17 protein-coding genes and 1 tRNA gene are annotated in these 18,640 nt (G+C 40.0%); 11 read left to right on the forward strand and 7 right to left on the reverse strand.

Going from position 1 to position 18,640, the window contains the following annotated elements; translation table 11 throughout:
• Complete coding sequence (locus FTU22_RS07470) at positions 1 to 279, forward strand: hypothetical protein (RefSeq protein ID WP_078192154.1); 279 nt, start codon at positions 1 to 3, stop codon at positions 277 to 279.
• 266 nt (positions 280 to 545) lie between these two features.
• Positions 546 to 1,886: a CitMHS family transporter gene (locus FTU22_RS07475; RefSeq protein ID WP_180093739.1), complete on the forward strand. Its 1,341-nt coding sequence runs from the start codon at positions 546 to 548 to the stop codon at positions 1,884 to 1,886.
• A gap of 94 nt (positions 1,887 to 1,980) precedes the next feature.
• On the opposite strand, the gene FTU22_RS07480 is transcribed toward FTU22_RS07475, so the two are convergent.
• On the reverse strand, positions 1,981 to 2,487 hold the full coding sequence (locus FTU22_RS07480; RefSeq protein ID WP_078191335.1) for a hypothetical protein: 507 nt from the start codon (positions 2,485 to 2,487) through the stop codon (positions 1,981 to 1,983).
• 195 nt (positions 2,488 to 2,682) lie between these two features.
• Between FTU22_RS07480 and FTU22_RS07485 the strand changes: the two genes are divergently transcribed.
• Positions 2,683 to 3,417, forward strand: coding sequence for a hypothetical protein (locus FTU22_RS07485; RefSeq protein WP_180093740.1), 735 nt, complete (start codon positions 2,683 to 2,685; stop codon positions 3,415 to 3,417).
• Positions 3,418 to 3,586: 169 nt separating this feature from the next.
• Positions 3,587 to 3,672, forward strand: a tRNA-Leu gene (locus FTU22_RS07490).
• An 817-nt stretch (positions 3,673 to 4,489) separates the two neighbouring features.
• Here the strand turns inward: FTU22_RS07490 and FTU22_RS07495 are convergent.
• The 4 genes from FTU22_RS07495 to rlmE all read right to left on the reverse strand — a co-directional run bounded on the left by FTU22_RS07495 (position 4,490) and on the right by rlmE (position 8,544).
• Positions 4,490 to 4,804 carry a DUF5713 family protein gene (locus FTU22_RS07495; protein ID WP_078191338.1) on the reverse strand — a complete coding sequence of 105 codons (315 nt, stop codon included), beginning with the start codon at positions 4,802 to 4,804 and terminating at the stop codon, positions 4,490 to 4,492.
• An 87-nt stretch (positions 4,805 to 4,891) separates the two neighbouring features.
• Entirely contained in the window at positions 4,892 to 5,746 is an 855-nt protein-coding gene (gene folP / locus FTU22_RS07500) for a dihydropteroate synthase (protein WP_218954978.1), read from the reverse strand.
• A 112-nt stretch (positions 5,747 to 5,858) separates the two neighbouring features.
• Complete coding sequence (ftsH, locus tag FTU22_RS07505) at positions 5,859 to 7,757, reverse strand: ATP-dependent zinc metalloprotease FtsH (RefSeq protein WP_078191443.1); 1,899 nt, start codon at positions 7,755 to 7,757, stop codon at positions 5,859 to 5,861.
• Positions 7,758 to 7,893: 136 nt separating this feature from the next.
• Positions 7,894 to 8,544, reverse strand: a complete 651-nt coding sequence (rlmE, locus tag FTU22_RS07510; protein WP_078192159.1) for a 23S rRNA (uridine(2552)-2'-O)-methyltransferase RlmE — start codon at positions 8,542 to 8,544, stop codon at positions 7,894 to 7,896.
• Between the two features lie 194 nt (positions 8,545 to 8,738).
• On the opposite strand from rlmE, the gene FTU22_RS07515 reads away from it, so the two are divergent.
• On the forward strand, positions 8,739 to 9,062 hold the full coding sequence (locus FTU22_RS07515) for a YhbY family RNA-binding protein (protein ID WP_078191340.1): 324 nt from the start codon (positions 8,739 to 8,741) through the stop codon (positions 9,060 to 9,062).
• A gap of 6 nt (positions 9,063 to 9,068) precedes the next feature.
• Positions 9,069 to 9,608 (forward strand): DOMON-like domain-containing protein, encoded by a 540-nt coding sequence (locus tag FTU22_RS07520; RefSeq protein WP_180076751.1) that lies wholly within the window; start codon positions 9,069 to 9,071, stop codon positions 9,606 to 9,608.
• Between the two features lie 239 nt (positions 9,609 to 9,847).
• Here the strand turns inward: FTU22_RS07520 and FTU22_RS07525 are convergent, their stop codons facing one another.
• A complete protein-coding gene (locus FTU22_RS07525; protein WP_078192161.1) occupies positions 9,848 to 10,333 on the reverse strand; it encodes a hypothetical protein in 486 nt (161 codons plus the stop codon).
• Between the two features lie 309 nt (positions 10,334 to 10,642).
• Between FTU22_RS07525 and carA the strand changes: the two genes are divergently transcribed.
• The 5 genes from carA (at position 10,643) to FTU22_RS07550 (ending at position 17,382) form a co-directional block, all read left to right on the forward strand.
• Positions 10,643 to 11,785: a glutamine-hydrolyzing carbamoyl-phosphate synthase small subunit gene (gene carA / locus FTU22_RS07530; RefSeq protein ID WP_078192162.1), complete on the forward strand. Its 1,143-nt coding sequence runs from the start codon at positions 10,643 to 10,645 to the stop codon at positions 11,783 to 11,785.
• Between the two features lie 13 nt (positions 11,786 to 11,798).
• Entirely contained in the window at positions 11,799 to 15,029 is a 3,231-nt protein-coding gene (gene carB, locus FTU22_RS07535; RefSeq protein WP_078192163.1) for a carbamoyl-phosphate synthase large subunit, read from the forward strand.
• A 107-nt stretch (positions 15,030 to 15,136) separates the two neighbouring features.
• Complete coding sequence (greA, locus tag FTU22_RS07540; RefSeq protein ID WP_078192164.1) at positions 15,137 to 15,613, forward strand: transcription elongation factor GreA; 477 nt, start codon at positions 15,137 to 15,139, stop codon at positions 15,611 to 15,613.
• A 192-nt stretch (positions 15,614 to 15,805) separates the two neighbouring features.
• Entirely contained in the window at positions 15,806 to 16,678 is an 873-nt protein-coding gene (locus FTU22_RS07545) for a class I SAM-dependent methyltransferase (RefSeq protein ID WP_180093741.1), read from the forward strand.
• A 74-nt stretch (positions 16,679 to 16,752) separates the two neighbouring features.
• Complete coding sequence (locus FTU22_RS07550; RefSeq protein WP_180093742.1) at positions 16,753 to 17,382, forward strand: CatB-related O-acetyltransferase; 630 nt, start codon at positions 16,753 to 16,755, stop codon at positions 17,380 to 17,382.
• On the opposite strand, the gene FTU22_RS07555 is transcribed toward FTU22_RS07550, so the two are convergent.
• A complete protein-coding gene (locus FTU22_RS07555; protein ID WP_180093743.1) occupies positions 17,379 to 18,617 on the reverse strand; it encodes a hypothetical protein in 1,239 nt (412 codons plus the stop codon). The genes FTU22_RS07550 and FTU22_RS07555 overlap by 4 nt on opposite strands.
• Between the last annotated feature and the right edge of the window lie 23 nt (positions 18,618 to 18,640).

The raw sequence follows: 18,640 nt of genomic DNA on the forward strand, positions 1-18,640 counted from the left end.
ATGTCTTTTTCACTTAAAGCGATTTTGACTTGCTTTAGTTTTTATACTGGGGCTTATTTAGTCTATTATTTTTTCAAAGCTCATCCGCAACCTTTATTTCTATTGCTCGGTGTTGCACTGATCGTCACTGCTTGGTTTTTAACACCTTATCCTTATGAACGTGGCAGACAACAATATGACGAAACCATGCGTTTTGGTCTTTTTTTTTATAATCCCTTAATTTTTTGGTTCCGATTTTTTAGTTGGCCGATTCGGACGCTACTGTCTATTTTTGCTTAAGCGCACTTATTGTGATCAAACTGGATCTACACGCACTTACAGTTCTCTACAGATGTTGAATATATGTAAACAGACCACTTTTTTTGAATAAAAATTAAAATAAATCGAAAAACTACCCCTCCTTAATACCTTCATTATTAATGACTATTTTTCATCAAAATAGTGATGTATTTCACATTTTCTCACCTTTGTTTTGACTGATGAAATTTCTCTTTATGCTCTGCCCTTGGATTTAAAAACAGCTTTATATTTCAAAGGAATGAACCATGTTAACCGTACTCGGTTTGGGCATGATCTTGTGCTTTATGTATTTGATCATGTCGAAACGCTTAAGCCCACTTGTCGCACTGACTTTAATTCCCCTACTTTTTGCCTTGATTGCGTGGTTACTTGGTTTTTATTTTGACAGCTTGTCACACATACAAATAAATGAAATTGGCGACATGATGATTGAAGGTGTAAAAAAACTTGCACCGACTGGCATCATGCTGCTTTTTGCGATTCTGTATTTTGCCATCATGATTGATACAGGTTTGTTCGACCCTTCGGTGAAATTTATTTTAAAAATGGTCAAAGGTGATCCCTTAAAAGTCGTTCTTGGAACCATTACCCTGACGTTAATTGTCTCTTTGGATGGAGATGGTTCTACAACATATATGATCTGTGTTGCTGCCATGCTGCCACTCTATAAGCGCTTAGGTATGAGCCCATTGATTATGGCATGTTTGATTATGCTCTCTAGCGGCATTATGAACCTTACGCCATGGGGTGGGCCTACAGCCCGCGCCGCCAGCGCACTTCATGTCGACCCAAGTGATGTTTTTGTTCCGATGGTTATACCGATGCTATTTGCCATCGGCTGGTTGTACTTTTTGGGAACCATGTATGGTCGAATGGAAAGAAAGCGTCTGGGAATTGTCCAATTGGATATCAGTCATGGTGAAAACATTCAAATCTCAGATAATCCAGAAGCCAACCGCGCAGATCTACGTTGGTTCAATGCACTGTTAACCGTCATTTTGATGATTTGTCTGGTTTTCAGTATTTTACCTATGCCTATTTTATTCATGGTGGCTTTGTGTATTGCGCTAGTCGTCAACTACAAAAATGTCGACTTGCAGAAAAAGCTAATCGCACATCATGCAGGTAGTGCTTTAAACGTGGTCGGTATTATTTTTGCTGCAGGTATTTTTACCGGTATTTTAGCTGGAACAGGTATGGTAGAAGCCATGTCCAAACAACTTGTGGCAATTATCCCTGAAAGTATGGGCCCCTATTTAGCACCGATCACCGCTGTCATCAGTATGCCGATGACTTTCTTTATGTCGAATGATGCTTTCTATTTTGGGGTTTTGCCGATTCTTTCCGATGCTGCCGCTCATTATGGAATTGCACCTGTAGAAATGGCACGTGCCTCCATCGTAGGGCAACCTGTACACCTACTCTCTCCGCTTGTTCCTTCGACCTATTTACTCTGTGGACTTGCAGGTATCGAGTTTGGACAACATCAGAAATTTACCATTATCTGGGCTGTAATCACGTGTTTTGTCATGTTAGCAGCTGGCCTGATCTTTGAGATGTTTCCGTTTTATTCGAGCTTAACTTAAAATTTTAAAGATAAAAAAAGCACCATCAGGTGCTTTTTTATGTTTAACAATAGAACTAGCCAGTGCTTTACACTCGCAGGTTCATTTGTAGTAATTAATGCTTTGAAATTAATGCCTCTAGAACTGCTTCATAATGAATACGAATGTCATCTTCTAAAATTTTATAGACATTGTCGAATTGCACCATTGGCCATCCTTCTTTCCAAAATGGGAAAATATTATGCAGGTCATGAGTCACCGTTGCGTCTTCACGTACAATTGCTTGTGCAACTTGTGACAATACTTGTGCAGTTTCAGCACCATCAATCGCTAAATAATCGATACCACGAACTTTCAAAATACGGATACGGTCTTTCTTATAGCGAATTTTTTTACTTTGGCCTTCATTTAAGCCTAAAGCCAAAGTCACAGCTTCAACAAATTTATCTTCAAATGCTTGATTTAATTTCACCAAAGCTTGTTTATGAGCCTCTTGACGACCAGCTTTCCCCCCACTACGAATCACTTCATTTGCTTCAGTATTTAAAACATCTGATTTCATCGACTGAAGAATGTCTAGAATTTCGATATCGCTTAATGTTTCAGGAGAATGATCAGTCATAAACTGCCTATAAAAACTTAATATTCAATAAGTATGTATTTTCGCATAAAAGCAGCGTGAAAACTGCGACCTTCGCTATAGAAATTGCGTTTTCTCTTATAATGTTCAGATATACAACATGATTTAGAAAAAAATTATGTCAAAAATATCGAAATCAACTATATTACTTTCACGCTTTAATACTAACGTCACAATATGGCTCAAAAGAAACAGGCTGCTCTTTACCTTCAACAACTGAAACAGCAATATCCAGCAGCCTTTAAACATAATTATTTATTTTATAGCCAACTGAAAACTCAAGGCATTTTAGACGAACTCAAAGAACTCATTCCTTGGGTTTTGGCGGCGATGATTTTTATTTCTTTGAGCATGAGTATTGGACATGCAGTGCAACTATATTTTCCAGATATGAGTGAGTTTCGAGCTCATGGTATTGCTGTGCTGAGTATTATGTTGTTTTTCATGCTGGTTGTGCCATTAGTCATCAAGCAAATCAAGCACAGTTCAATGTCACTGTATCAAAGTTTGAAGAATACGCCATTCAGACTTGCGATCGTGATTTTATTACAATTACTCAATATCGCCTTTTTACAAAGCCCCTTTGTTCAATCTGTATTGTTCTTTTTCGCCATGAGTTTCGGCTTTGTGCGTTTTTATAAAGAAAATCTATTCAAAGGTGGAAGTAACACCCAAGAATACTATTTTCTGCAAGAGACACGTCGTATTGCTTATTGGTCGTATAAACAAATGCTTAAAGCCAAATTTCGTTTGACACTCAGTAATCCAAATCAAGCAAATCATAAACAGTTATCTGAGCGCTTTATCCATTTCCAAAATTTACACATACAAATGCTGCACCAGGAAAATCAGCTGTGTAAAAAGCTAAAACATCAAAATGTTGAACATTATCTTGATGAGTTAATGAAATAAGTCGGCGTTAATGAAGTGCAATGATCTTTCAATCACTGCTTAAAAAGTCATTCAATGCATCATTAGTTTTGAATATTTTCAACTTATATGCATGAATTGATTGATTTTAAAACAAACACAATCAAATACACTTGCCAAGCTCCATTTCGTCCTCTATTATTGCGCACATGCCCGAGTGGTGAAATCGGTAGACACAGGGGATTTAAAATCCCCCGCCCACAAAGCGTGCCAGTTCGAGTCTGGCCTCGGGCACCATTCTTATACTTCTAAGATTGGTGCAATAAAAGATCCAGCAATTTGCTGGTTTTTTTATGCCTAAAATTTATAAATCTATTATTATTCAATGCCAATACCTTCAGATTTTGATCTCCCTGCACTACAACTCAAGCATCCCGATGCCTTTTATCAACGGCTGCTGTTTGCGCATTTTAAAATCATCAATCTCACGCCCACTGCACCCGTTTTAATCTTTAGCTTTTGCCTGATACTTTTAATCTCTCTTGGCAGCGCTGTACTTAGCCTGATGTTTTCGACGACATTTTCAATTCACGACCCAAACATGGCGTTTAATCTTGGTATATTGATTATTCTTCCTTTGATCTATTGCTATGTCTGGTATGCACATTATCAAGCACGTTTTAGCAGCAAGTCCGCAGTTCAACGTCTGCAAATACAGCTATATCTCCTTGGGGGATTCACACTTCTCCTTGCTATAAACTTTAAGTATCTACAAACAGATGTATTAAACCTCATCAGTCTCTGTGGACTTTTTTCAGTCTGTTTTTATGTATATTTACAGAATTATTTTATAAACCTGAAAGCAGCGCCATTGAACGGGTAAAACTACAAAAGCTTCGCCAACTGGCATATTGGTCTTATCAACAATCTTTAAAACAAAAAGAACATCAATCGTATTTCTACGCCCTACATTTACAAGCCATGCATGAAGAACAAAAACTATCAGCATCGATCAAATCATCATTTAAAGATTTTTTAGACAATGCTCAATGACTTTTTTAAATCCCTAAACACAAAAAAGCCCTGTCACTACAGGGCTTTTTTTAAAGTTCAATTACCATTCTCGGTTAGCAACCAACTCTTCCATTTCAATATCCATATGGCCTTCATCTTGCAGCACCATCATCATGGCTTCTGCAATATAATCTGCAGCCGTATCATCCAAAGACGAATCTAAATCTTCAAATTGAGGTTTCATCTTATTGAGCTGTGCAACCGTTTCATTGGCAAAATGGTAGATATCAGTTGAACTTAAATCTGCTTTTGCAATTTTCTTCGCAAATTGAACAACCAATAACTTCACCTCTGCAACCAACACATCTGGGTAATATTCATCATCAAACATGGGTAGCAGTAAATCTGCAAACATACGAAACTCTATCACAAAACATTCAGGGCGCTTATATAACACAAATACTACAATTCACCAAATTTATTGGGATTTAGTATTTTCAAATCAGTCTGCATTCTGCATGGCTTGCCAAACACGTATCGCATCTACTGTTGCTTTGACGTCATGTGCGCGAACCATACATGCACCTTGTTGAATGCTGAGTAGATGCGCTGCAACCGAGCCTACAGCGCGATTTTGTGCATCTGCACCGCCAAGTGCTTCACCGATAAAACGCTTACGAGATAATGCCGACAGGATCGGATAGCCCATGTCATTCAATTGATAGAATTGCTGTAAAAGCTTTAAGTTTTGCTGCGCATTTTTAGCAAAACCAAAACCCGGATCAATTATAATGTTTTCTGCACGCACACCTGCATCTAATGCATCTTGCACACGTTGCTTTAATTCATCGATGACGTCAGCCACGACATCTTGATACTGATCTAGGTTATTCATCGTGGTGGGTTCGCCACGCATATGCATAATGATCACTGGAATATCCAGTTTTGCAGCGGTTTCTAAGGCATTCGGCCGAGTTAATGCACGTACATCATTCCAGATATGCGCACCTGCTTGAACCGCTGCCTCAATCACCTCAGGTTGCGAGGTATCGATAGATATCACCACATTGTGTTTGGATAATGCTTCAACGACGGGTACGACCCGTCGAATTTCTTCTTCAACTTCAACAACAGATGCACCCGGACGTGTTGACTCACCACCGACATCAATCACTGTCGCGCCATCCACTATCATTTGTAAGGCATGTGCTATAGCTTGGTCTTTACCATTATGTTTGCCACCATCACTAAAAGAGTCCGGTGTGACATTTAAAATCCCCATCACATGTGGCTCTGACAAATCTAATTGCAAATTACCACAGTTTAAAATTTTATTAGGCAAAGACACCAACTTCATATTACACATCCCAGATTTTGCTGCGCTTATTTTAACGCTAAGTTTGCTCAGCATTGCGCTCACATGCATTTATTTTCATATAAAAAAACCACCCAAAGGTGGTTTTAAAATTTTATGCTTTTGGCAATGACGGCAATGGTGGTGGAACATCTGGACCATCTGTTGGTGTGACATCAATCACTGGATTTTCAGCAATGTACACTTTTGGTGGTTGAGGTTCGCGACCTTCCATAATGTCACGGATTTGATCACGATCAATGGTTTCCCATTCAAGCAATGCTTTCACCATGGCATGTGCGATATCTTTGTTATTTTCAAGAATATCGCGTGCAACTTTATATTGCTCATCTAAAATACGGCGAACTTCACGGTCAACTTCAAGCTGAGTTGCTTCAGAAATCACACGACTTCCTAAACCACCCATGAATGACTGCTGTGAGTCATCTTCGTAAACCATGACGCCCATCTTATCGGACATACCGTATTTAGTAACCATTGCACGTGCCATTTTTGTTGCACGTTCAAAGTCATTTGAAGCACCAGTCGACATTTGGTTAATGAAGACTTCTTCTGCAATACGACCACCAAACAAAATTGAAAGTTCATTCAACATTTTGTCTTTGTAATGGCTGGTTTGGTCATGTTCAGGCAACTGCCAAGTCACACCCAGTGCCCAACCACGCGGCATGATTGTCACTTTATGCACAGGGTCTGTACCCGGCAAGATTTCAGCAACAATCGCATGACCTGCTTCATGATAAGCCGTCGCACGACGTTCTTCTTCACGAATCACCATCGATTTACGTTCAGGACCCATGTAAAGCTTGTCTTTTGCATCTTCAAAGTCATGCATATCGACCGTGTTCTTGTTACGACGTGCAGCAAACAGTGCCGCTTCGTTTACAAGGTTAGCCAACTGAGCGCCTGAGAAGCCCGGTGTACCACGTGCCAAGACTTTAACATCTACACCAGTCACAGAAGGTAATTTTTTCAAATGTACATTCAGGATTTGCTCACGACCTTTAATATCCGGTAGAGATACCATCACTTGACGGTCAAAACGACCTGGACGAAGTAAAGCTTTATCCAATACATCAGCACGGTTTGTTGCAGCAATGACGATAATACCTTCGTTGCCTTCAAAACCATCCATCTCAACCAACATTTGGTTTAAAGTTTGCTCACGCTCATCATTACCACCACCTGTACCTGAACCACGGTGACGACCAACGGCATCGATCTCATCGATGAAAATGATACATGGTGCATGACGCTTTGCTTGTTCAAACATGTCACGGACACGAGACGCACCCACACCCACGAACATTTCAACAAAGTCAGAACCCGAAATACTAAAGAACGGTACTTTCGCTTCACCCGCAATCGCTTTAGCAAGTAAAGTTTTACCTGTACCCGGAGGACCAACCATAAGCACACCTTTCGGAATGCTTGCACCAAGTCGTTTGAACTTAGATGGATCTTTTAGGAAGTCAACGATTTCAACAACTTCTTGTTTAGCTTCATCACAGCCCGCAACATCAGTAAATGTCACTTTGATTTGGTCTTCAGAAAGCATTTTTGCTTTTGACTTACCAAAACTCATTGGGCCATTCTTACCACCAGCTCCACCACCCATGTTGCGCATAAAGAACATGAATAACAGAATGATTAAAAGAACAGGGAAACTTGCAATCAGAAGTTGCATCAAAATACTTTGACGCTGTGGCGCTGTACCTTCAACAACAACATTGTTCTTGATTAGGTTCGGCATAAGTTCAGGATCTTGAACCGCAGGACGGATACTTTCAAACTCAGAACCGTTTGATTTTTCGCCACGAATTCTTTCGCCATCAATGGTGACTTGTTTAATCTGACCCGCATTTACGGCTGCCACGAACTCAGAATAGTTCATCGCGGTCGGTTGATTGCGGTCACTGACGTTGCTGAAGATTAAAACCAGCACGCCTAGGATAACCAGCCACAACACGGCATTCTTAAAAAGATCGCTCAAAGCTTTATTCCCATTTCTATCTAATTCGTTCAATCCCATTTACATGGGTGACTCTAATACTTACGCTGCAGAGTAGCTTCGCAATAATTTAAAAACGTACAAAATGCACAATTTTTAACGAGTTGGCAAGTAAACTTTACTTGAAAGCTTTCTTACGTCCCTGCCCGATTAAAAACACTTCTTTAGATCGAGCACGTGAAGCCGCCGGTTTTGCTGTTTTCAGCACATCAAATGTGTCTACAACTTGCTTACGGTATTCATCAAATCCAACACCTTGGAACACTTTAACAACAAATTGTCCATTTGGTCCAAGAACCTTTTGAGCAAAGTCGATTGCTAATTCACAAAGATAGATCTGACGCGGTTGATCTACAGCCTTATTACCTGATGTATTGGGGGCCATATCTGAAATTACAACGTCTACAGTACGTCCATCTAAAATTTTTAACAATTCATCGAACACTTCTTGTTCACGAAAGTCACCTTGCAAGAAGGTCACATCGGGTAAAGCATCCATGGGTAAAATATCAGAAGCAATTACCAAACCTTTGTCGCCAACAAGTTTACCGGCAATTTGCGACCAACTACCTGGTGCAGCACCTAAGTCGACAACGGTCATGCCTGGCTTGATCAATTTGTATTTTTCTTGAATTTCAAGCAATTTATAAGCGGCACGCGCACGATATCCTTCCTTTTGTGCTTTTTTCACAAAGGGGTCATCAAGATGCTCACGCATCCAGTCACGACTACTTTTGGATAATTTCTGGTTAGTAATGCGGGTAGCCATAACTCTCTAAATAAAAAAAACTTCTCAGTCTTGATTGTACGTGAAATTCAGCACTTTTGCAGTAGACATGTGTATCTAAAAAGCATCTTAAATCATGTTTTTTCAATAATCTTCATCGAGAAAATGCCGATTAAATACAGCGCTTCAACTTTGATTTTGCTATACTAGGTCGTTTTTAAAATTAGGTTATATTTATGGCGGCTTTATCTATTCAAGAACGTAAACGCTTACGTCAAATTGGTCACACCCTAAACCCAGTTGTAATGGTTGCGGACAAAGGCTTATCAGAAAGCGTTGTTGAAGAATTAAACCGTGCGTTAAACGACCATGAGTTAATTAAAGTGAAAGTTGTGGCAGAAGACCGTGAAGCTCGTGCTGCAATGATTACTGAAATTGCGACTGTTTCAGGTTCTGAAGTTGTTCAAACGATTGGTAAGATTGCTTTGATTTACCGCAAAGCGGCAAAACAAAATGCAAAACTGTCTAACCTTGTTCGCTACGCACACCTGTCTAACTAAGCATTTATGGCAAGTTTCGAACTCAGCGCTTTTGATCGTCGCTTTCAGGCTGTATCAGTCGTTGGTGCTATCGAACAACAAAGCCCATATACTTTAAATGTGGGTTATTGGATTCGAGACCCAAACCAACTGATTCAATGGCCAGAATTGGTATCATCTCACCCACGAATCGATTTTTTGTGGGAACATACCTGCTTAGAAGTTTTTATTGGTGTACGCAACGAAGACTTTTATCGTGAAATCAACCTCTCCCCTTCACAAGCTTGGCAGGTTTACCAGTTTGAAGAATATCGCTATCCAGAAGATATGCCGCCACAAGCTGCTTACGATATCGAACTGAATCAGTTGAAACGGACGCACTATGGCTTAAATGTCAGTCTTGATCTGACAGAATTTATGCTGAAGTACAAACTTAAATGGGAAGATCTCTATATTGGTCTAACTGCTGTACTGAAAACCCCTCAAGGTAAACAGTACTATGCCATGCAGCATAGTAGTCCAAATGCTGACTTTCACAACAAACGTGATTGGCTACATCAGTTCTAAACTTTTTAATGTTTTGATCTTCGATAAAAAGCAAAAGTACGATCTTTTGCTTTTTTATTGCCTGCTTATTTTTAAATAAGTGCTTTGTACTTAAATGTACTATTCACAATAAGGGAGCCATTAATGGCTCCCTTATGCATATATAGCGTTAACTTTAAGTTTAATTCGCTCTCACCCAATCCAGCTCCCTGGAATGACTAGACTTAGCTTAAGCGCTTTAAAATTCATGTCATTCACAATTAACTTTTAAGATCTGTGGTTTGATCCGTAACTTCAGCTTTTACTGGTGAAATTTTTTTCCACGCTTCCAAAGTATGTTCCTTAGAACGCTTAAATGTTTCTGTTAGATGATCTTTGTGTTTTCCTGAAATTTGGGTCACATCTTCTTTCAGCTCTTTTCCAAGTTTTGAAAGATCATCAATAACCGTATTAAACTCAGTTTTCACAAATTCTTTGAGTTCACTAAAATCTTTTTGCGATGAACCAAATTGAACTTTTAGCTGATCAAGTTTATTCAACACATCTTGCTTCAACTGACGCAATTGATCTTGCACACTGGCATTCAACTGCTTTGCCTCTGCTCCGATCTTTTCTTTGCTTTCAGTGACCGCTTCTGTGGCTTGGACACTCGCTTCTTTTGCAACTTGTTCAAGCTTTTCAGCACCTTCGATAACGACTTCTTTCAGGGAGGATTTAGCCGCTGTTTGTTTTTGTTGTGTTGCCATGACTTTGTACCTATAGTTTTTGCTGACCGAACCACAATAGCGCTTATTGATAAATTTTAATTTATGATTTGTCTGACAATAATTAATTGCTTACATTTTTCTACGATTTTGCAAAACCAAACTTTATTCTAAAATGCAAGCGCTTTATCTGCTTTATTCCTAATATTTACAATGGACTTTCAGTGGCTTTCTGCGTATAATGCCGTGTTAAGTTCAAGCGAGCAGATGTAAGGAGGGTAGGTTTTTAAGCAGCCTTCCTTTTTTTTCGTCTTCTCGCTTTTTTACAGCCTAAATTTCAGGAGCTTTGGTTTGAGCACCCCAGCAATTTTAGCCCTTGCCGATGGTACTATTTTTAAAGGTACTTCAATTGGCGCATCGGGTAGTACGACTGGTGAAGTCGTTTTCAACACTGCCATGACTGGCTATCAAGAAATTTTGACTGACCCAAGTTATGCACAACAACTTGTGACCCTAACTTACCCACATATCGGTAACACAGGTTGTAATGATGAAGACGCTGAGTCAGGTCGAATTCATAAAGTATGGGCCAACGGATTGATCATTCGTGACCTACCTTTATTGCATAGCAACTTCCGTGCTGAGCAATCACTAAGTGATTACCTTAAACAACACAATGTTGTTGCTATCGCAGATATTGATACTCGTAAATTAACGCGTATTCTGCGATCAAAAGGTGCGCAAAACGGTTGTATCCTTGCTGGTGAAAACGCGACTGAAGAAGAAGCGTTAGCTAAAGCACGTGCTTTTGGTGGTCTTAATGGTTTAGACCTTGCAAAAGAATGCTGTGATCCGACCGGTTTCGAGTGGACTGAAGGCTCTTGGGCGCTTGGTAAAGGTTTCGCTCAACCAGAACTTAAATTCCATGTTGTAGCATACGACTACGGTGTCAAAACCAACATCTTACGTATGCTCGCAGACCGCGGTTGTAAATTGACTGTCGTGCCTGCGCAAACTCCTGCTGCTGATGTACTTGCGCTGAATCCAGATGGCGTGTTCTTATCGAACGGCCCCGGCGATCCAGCAGCATGTGATTATGCAATTGAAGCTGTAAAAACAATTGTAGAAGACGCACGTAATGTACCTGTATTCGGTATTTGCTTAGGTCACCAAATTCTTGCACTTGCATCAGGTGCAAAAACTGTGAAAATGCCTCACGGTCACCACGGTGCTAACCATCCTGTACAAAACTTAGAAAATGGTACAGTGATGATTACTTCTCAAAACCACGGCTTCGCAGTGGATGCAGAAACTCTTCCTGCAAACTTGAAAGCTACGCACAAATCGCTGTTCGACCAAACCCTTCAAGGGATTCATCGTACAGACAAACCTGCGTTCAGTTTCCAAGGTCACCCAGAAGCAAGCCCTGGTCCACATGACTGCGCACCACTGTTCGATCATTTCATCGAACTTATCGAAGCATCTAAGAAGTAATTAAGGAAGCATCATGGCTAAACGTACAGACATTAAAAGCATCTTAATTATTGGTGCTGGTCCGATTGTGATCGGTCAAGCATGTGAGTTTGACTACTCAGGTGCGCAAGCATGTAAAGCCCTTCGTGAAGAAGGTTACCGAGTTATTCTTGTTAACTCTAACCCTGCAACGATTATGACTGACCCTGCAATGGCAGATGCAACGTATATCGAACCGATTACGTGGCAAACTGTTGCAGCGATCATTGAGAAAGAACGCCCAGATGCAGTTCTTCCAACAATGGGTGGTCAAACTGCATTGAACTGTGCCCTCGCCCTTGATGAGCACGGCATTTTAGAAAAATACAATGTTGAATTGATCGGTGCGACTAAAGAAGCAATTGAAAAAGCCGAAGACCGTAAACTCTTCGACCAAGCAATGCGTAAAATTGGTCTTGAATGTCCAAAAGCTGACATCGCTGAATCAATGGAAGAAGCGTTAGAAATTCAAGCACGCTTCGGTTTCCCTGTGATTATCCGTCCATCATTTACGATGGGTGGTTCAGGCGGTGGTATCGCATACAACAAAGAAGAATTTATCGAGATCTGTGAACGCGGTTTCGACCTTTCTCCTACTCACCAACTTTTAATTGATGAATCATTGATTGGTTGGAAAGAGTACGAAATGGAAGTTGTTCGTGACAAAAACGACAACTGTATCATTGTATGTACCATTGAAAACTTTGACCCAATGGGCGTGCACACAGGTGACTCAATCACTGTTGCCCCTGCACAAACATTAACAGACAAAGAATTCCAACTTTTACGTAATGCCTCTTTAGCAGTACTTCGTGAAATTGGTGTAGAAACGGGTGGTTCGAACGTTCAGTTCGGTATTAACCCGAAAGATGGCCGTATGGTTGTGATCGAGATGAACCCTCGTGTTTCTCGTTCATCTGCTTTGGCATCTAAAGCAACCGGTTTCCCAATTGCAAAAATTGCAGCGAAATTGGCAGTCGGTTATACCCTTGATGAATTGAAAAATGACATCACTGGCGGTACAACTCCTGCATCATTCGAACCTGCGATTGACTATGTTGTGACTAAGATTCCTCGTTTCAACTTCGAGAAATTCCCACAAGCTGATGCAACTTTAACTACACAGATGAAATCTGTGGGTGAAGTCATGGCAATTGGCCGTAACTTCCAAGAGTCAGTACAAAAAGCGCTTCGTGGTCTTGAAGTGGGTGCTGCTGGCTTTGATGAAAAAATCGAAGTGGGTACTGAAGGTGCGAAAGAGAAAATCCTTCAAGAACTTAAAGTGCCTGGTCCTGAGCGTATTTGGTACGTTGGCGATGCATTCCGTCATGGTTTCACGTTAGATGAAGTATTCGCTGCGACGAATATTGACCGTTGGTTCTTGATCCAAATCGAAGACATCATCAAAACTGAAGAAAAAATCAAATCTTTAGGTTTTGGTGACTTAAACGCTGACAACATCCGTTCGTTCAAACGCAAAGGTTTATCTGACCTTCGTATTGCGAAATTGATGGGTATTTCACAAAAACAATTCCGTAAACACCGTTGGAACTTGGGCGTGACCCCTGTTTACAAACGTGTAGATACATGTGCGGCTGAATTCGAATCTGATACAGCTTACATGTACTCAACTTACGATGAAGAATGTGAAGCGAATCCGTCTACTCGCGACAAGATCATGGTCATCGGTGGCGGTCCTAACCGTATTGGTCAAGGTATCGAATTCGATTACTGCTGTGTACACGCTGCCCTTGCAATGCGTGAAGACGGCTATGAAACTATCATGGTGAACTGTAACCCTGAAACGGTTTCTACGGATTACGACACATCAGATCGTTTGTACTTCGAACCAATCACTTTGGAAGATGTACTTGAAATCGTACGTATCGAGAAGCCTAAAGGCATTATCGTTCAGTACGGTGGTCAAACTCCGCTTAAATTGGCTCGTGCTTTGGAAGAAGCAGGTGCGCCAATTATCGGTACATCACCTGACGCGATTGACCGTGCGGAAGACCGTGAACGTTTCCAACAAATGATTCAACGTCTGCAACTTCGTCAACCAAACAACAGCATCGTTAAATCTGCTGAAGAAGGTATGGCTGAAGCAGCTAAAGTTGGCTACCCACTTGTAGTACGTCCTTCTTATGTCCTTGGTGGCCGTGCGATGGAAATCGTGTACAACGACGAAGAATTGAAACGTTACTTACGTGATGCGGTTCAAGCATCTAACGAAGCGCCAGTACTTCTTGACCACTTCCTAGATGATGCGATTGAAGTTGACGTAGACTGCGTATCTGACGGTAAAGACGTTGTGATCGGCGGTATCATGCAGCACATCGAACAAGCTGGTATTCACTCAGGTGACTCAGCATGTTCTATTCCTCCTTACTCTTTATCTAAAGAAGTTCAGGACGAAATGCGCCGTCAAACGATTGCAATGGCGAAAGAGCTTGGCGTAATTGGTTTGATGAACGTTCAGTTTGCGGTTAAAGGTACTGACGTATACATTCTAGAAGTAAACCCACGCGCATCACGTACTGTTCCATTCGTATCTAAGTGCATTGGTGAATCTTTAGCGAAAGTTGCTGCGCGTTGTATGGCTGGTCAATCTTTAGAATCTCAAGGATTCACTACAGAGATTATTCCTGAACACTTCTCTGTAAAAGAAGCAGTGTTCCCATTCAACAAATTCCCTGGTGTTGACCCAATTCTTGGCCCTGAGATGAAATCTACAGGCGAAGTGATGGGTGTAGGTAAAACATTTGGTGAAGCGTTCTATAAAGCTGTGTTAGGCTCTAATGACCGTTTACCAGGCCTACCAACGGAAGGCGAAGTAAAACATGCATTCTTATCTGTTCGTCATTCTGACAAGCCTCGTGCTGTTGGTATTGCGAAACAGTTAACAGATCTTGGCTTCAAAGTCATCGCTACTGGCGGTACTTATGATGTGATTAAAGATGCTGGTATTGAATGTGAACGTGTGAACAAAGTGACTGAAGGCCGTCCTAATATCGTAGACCGCTTGAAAAATGGCGAAGTTCACCTCATTATCAATACAACTGAAGGTAAACAGGCTCAAGAAGATTCATTCTCGATCCGTCGCTCTGCATTACAAGGTAAAGTGTATTACACAACTACCCTTAACGGTGCTGATGCAGTATGCCAAGCTTTAGCAATCAAATTGCCAATGGATGTATACCGCTTACAAGACCTTACTAAAGGTTAATTAAGTTACCGAGAAGTCCCGCCACCTCTCGGTGGCGGGCTTTTTTTCATTTCTAGGTCAGTAAAAATTTTACTGATTTTTTCTTTTTACAAACATGAGGGACAACAATGCAACGTTATCCTATGACTCCCGAAGGCAAAATTGCCTTAGAGAAAGAATTACAGCAACTTAAAAGTGTTGATCGTCCACGTATTACTGCAGCAATTGCTGAAGCGCGTGAACATGGGGATTTGAAAGAAAACGCAGAATACCACGCTGCTCGCGAGCAACAAGGTTTCTGTGAAGGCCGTATCCAAGATATCGAAGGTAAACTGGGTGCTTGCCAAGTGATTGATGTTAAATCACTTGAGCAAAATGGCCGTGTGGTTTTCGGTGTGACAGTGACCATTGAAAACTTAGATACTGAAGAACAAAAGACTTATAAAATCGTTGGTGATGACGAAGCAGATTTTAAAATCAACAAAATCTCTGTGAACTCTCCAATTGCGCGTGGTCTTTTGGGTAAAAACGAAGGCGACGATGTAAAAATCAACACACCACAAGGTGAAGTTGAGTATGAAATTTCTAAAGTTGAATATCTTTAATTCATTAAGATAAGCAATTTTAAGCCCCTCTTTTGAGGGGTTTTTTATTGTTCTATGTTTTTGCTTAGCCCAATGTATGCTATCGAATGACCAAAATGTACGTTCAGCACTAATAGTCGACTGAATACGTCATTGTTCAACTGGCTTATTTCATTAAAGTGTTATCTAAAACAAAAAGAGTCATAACACACGATGAAATTTGGACATGCAAGCCGAACGGCACAAGCTGCTGCTGCCATTCGCGCAAATCATTATCTATATGCGAACGAACCTGTTTTTTCCGACCCTTATGCCTTTCATTTCACCAGTCCAATTTGGCGTCGACTACTTTCAAATCGTGCATGTATAAAAGCGTTGAATAGCAAAATACCCAATCAAACGTTTGGATTACTTACTGCACAGGTGGTGGCACGTTCACGCTATGCCGAAGATCAATTAGAAAAGGCAGTACAACAAGGAATTAAACAATATGTGCTGATTGGTGCAGGTTTAGATTCTTTTGTCCTCCGATTAGCGCAGAAATACTCAGATATTAAAATTTTTGAGGTTGATCACCCAGATACTCAAACATTAAAAATACGAAGTTTACAGAAACTCGGACATATTCCAGACCATGTTGAATTTGTTTCTATTGATTTTGAAAAAGAAAATTTAGCGCATGCCTTAAAACGGAGTTCTTATGATACAAAGCAACCAACTTTCTTTTCTTGGCTTGGAACGACGCATTATTTAAAACCAGAAACAACTATGAGCACCTTGCAAACCATTGCCGAATTTGCAGCCTCAGGTAGCGAATTGGTTTTAGATTATTCTATTCCCTATCAAGATTTAACTGGTATAGAGCGTGTCGGATCATTTGCTGTTTCCAAATTTACCTATTTTTTAAGTGAAGCCATTATTGGGACATTTCACAGTGATGAGTTACACCGTGCCGTGACAAAACTGGGTTATGTGGTCTTAGAAGATTTATCTGCACATGAGATTACTCAGCGTTATTTTGCGAATCGTAAAGATGGAATACGACATACTCAAGCCACGCATTTGCTGCATTTAAAACAAGCTTAAGCATTTATCTATAGTCGACATTTATAATGAGTCAGCTAAAATAGTCACGCGAATCATTATTGCTATTAAACCTTATGTCTGAAAAATTGATTAATTCACCTGTAAATCATTGGTGTGAGTTTGAGTTCATCTCTAAAACAGTGAAGAACCCTAATATTCACATCAAAGGTAATTATTCATATTATTCTGCATATTGGGATCAAGGTTTTGAGCGCTGTGTGGTGCGTTATCTGCATGATAAACCTGCAACAGCTGAGAAGCCGATAGACCAGCTACATATCGGTAATTTTGTCTGTTTTGGCGCAGAATGCGTGATTATGATGGGCGGCAACCAACTCCACCGCACGGATTGGATTTCAGCCTTTCCGTTTGATACACGGAGTTTTATCCCTGCGGGTGACACCATCATTGGTGATGGCTGCTGGATCGGCTCACGTGCGATGATTATGCAAGGTGTTACACTCGGTGAAGGTGCTGTGGTGGCTACAGGCGCGGTGGTGACTAAAGATGTGCCTCCTTATGCAGTAGTAGGCGGAGTCCCTGCTAAAGTTATTAAATATCGCTTTCCTGAAGAAGATATACAAAAACTGCTTTCTCTAAAACTTTATGACTTAGATGAAAAGCAGTTTTTAAAGATGCGGGAACAGTTGCAGACTGAGGATGTTTCAAGTTTAATTAAATATTTTACTCAAAATGCTAATTAACCATCATTCACCTTTCTTCCAAAATTAAATATTGCAAATGATTTACCCGCCTGCTTAGTATGTGAAACTGGATTTAGTTTGAATGCCTCTAAATTTGTATCAAGTAGCTTAATTTTCAGATCATCGGCTCCTTGAACACCTAGTTGTTCCAACTGTTCAATTTCAGCTCTATAGCGCTCATAAGATTTTGCTAGCGACTCTTTATGTGAATACTCTTGCTCAAGTCTAGAAAATCTATTCAAGTTTACATTCGCTATCGTTGCAATCCATATAAGAGGAGCATTAATAGTTACTTTAAATAACAAGGTATGCAGTTCCATATTTTTAAAATCATCAGCATCAAAAAGCCAAAGATTAAAACCAAACATACATAAAACCGTTACTATAAAAACAAACAAACTTATTACACGAGCTGTATTAGCTTCTTTTCGTTTGCTAACAAAGCCACCCGCTAACCCAGCTTCGCTAGATAAATCAATGGTAGCTTTAGCTCTAGTTTCTATATCTTTTAAATTTTTCAATCTTTCTTCTAGTTCTTTCTTTAATGATGGAATATCCTTAGCTTCATCACCATATATTTTCATATAAAATTGATCTAATTTTTTTAGCCGTCCATCAATTAATTCGTTTTTTGTTACCCCTTCTTCATCTTCTGTAAAATACTCTTTCCATAATTCTCCTAATTTATTTACTCTTGATTCCATTTCTTCAAATAAATTTTCTCCGTTCTCATTTTGTTCCTCAAACAGTTCAACATATTTTGCTTTTATTTCATTTATTTGTGACGAAAGTTGATCAACTGTAGATTCACCCTGCTCATCTTTAGCAAATAATTCATTATATTGATCTAGAATTTCTTGCTTAGAGTTTTCAATTTCCTCAATGCTTTCTTCAGATGTAAGTTCTAATATACGATCATATATAGAGACTCCATCATCATTTAATTGTAGCTTGCTGTCTATTTCACTGATAGTTCCCAAACATTCTTCAATTTTACTCTTAACTATTAAAGTTTCATTGCAAGCTTCTTCTAATTTCTGCTGATTACATTTGATTTTCTCCAATTCTTCTTGCAGCAATTTTCCAACAGTAAAAGACCTATGTGTTAAATCTCGCAAATCTGCACGTAATGAATACTTAGAACCTAATGAATCATTTAACTCAGCTAGCTCTTTTAGCATATGCTTCAAACGTGTTTCGTCTTTGCTTTTCAACCCCAATATATCAAGCCCCATAACAAACCTATTGAAAAAATTAT

It is taken from the genome of Acinetobacter sp. YH12076, assembly GCF_013419525.1.
Lineage (GTDB): Bacteria > Pseudomonadota > Gammaproteobacteria > Pseudomonadales > Moraxellaceae > Acinetobacter > Acinetobacter amyesii.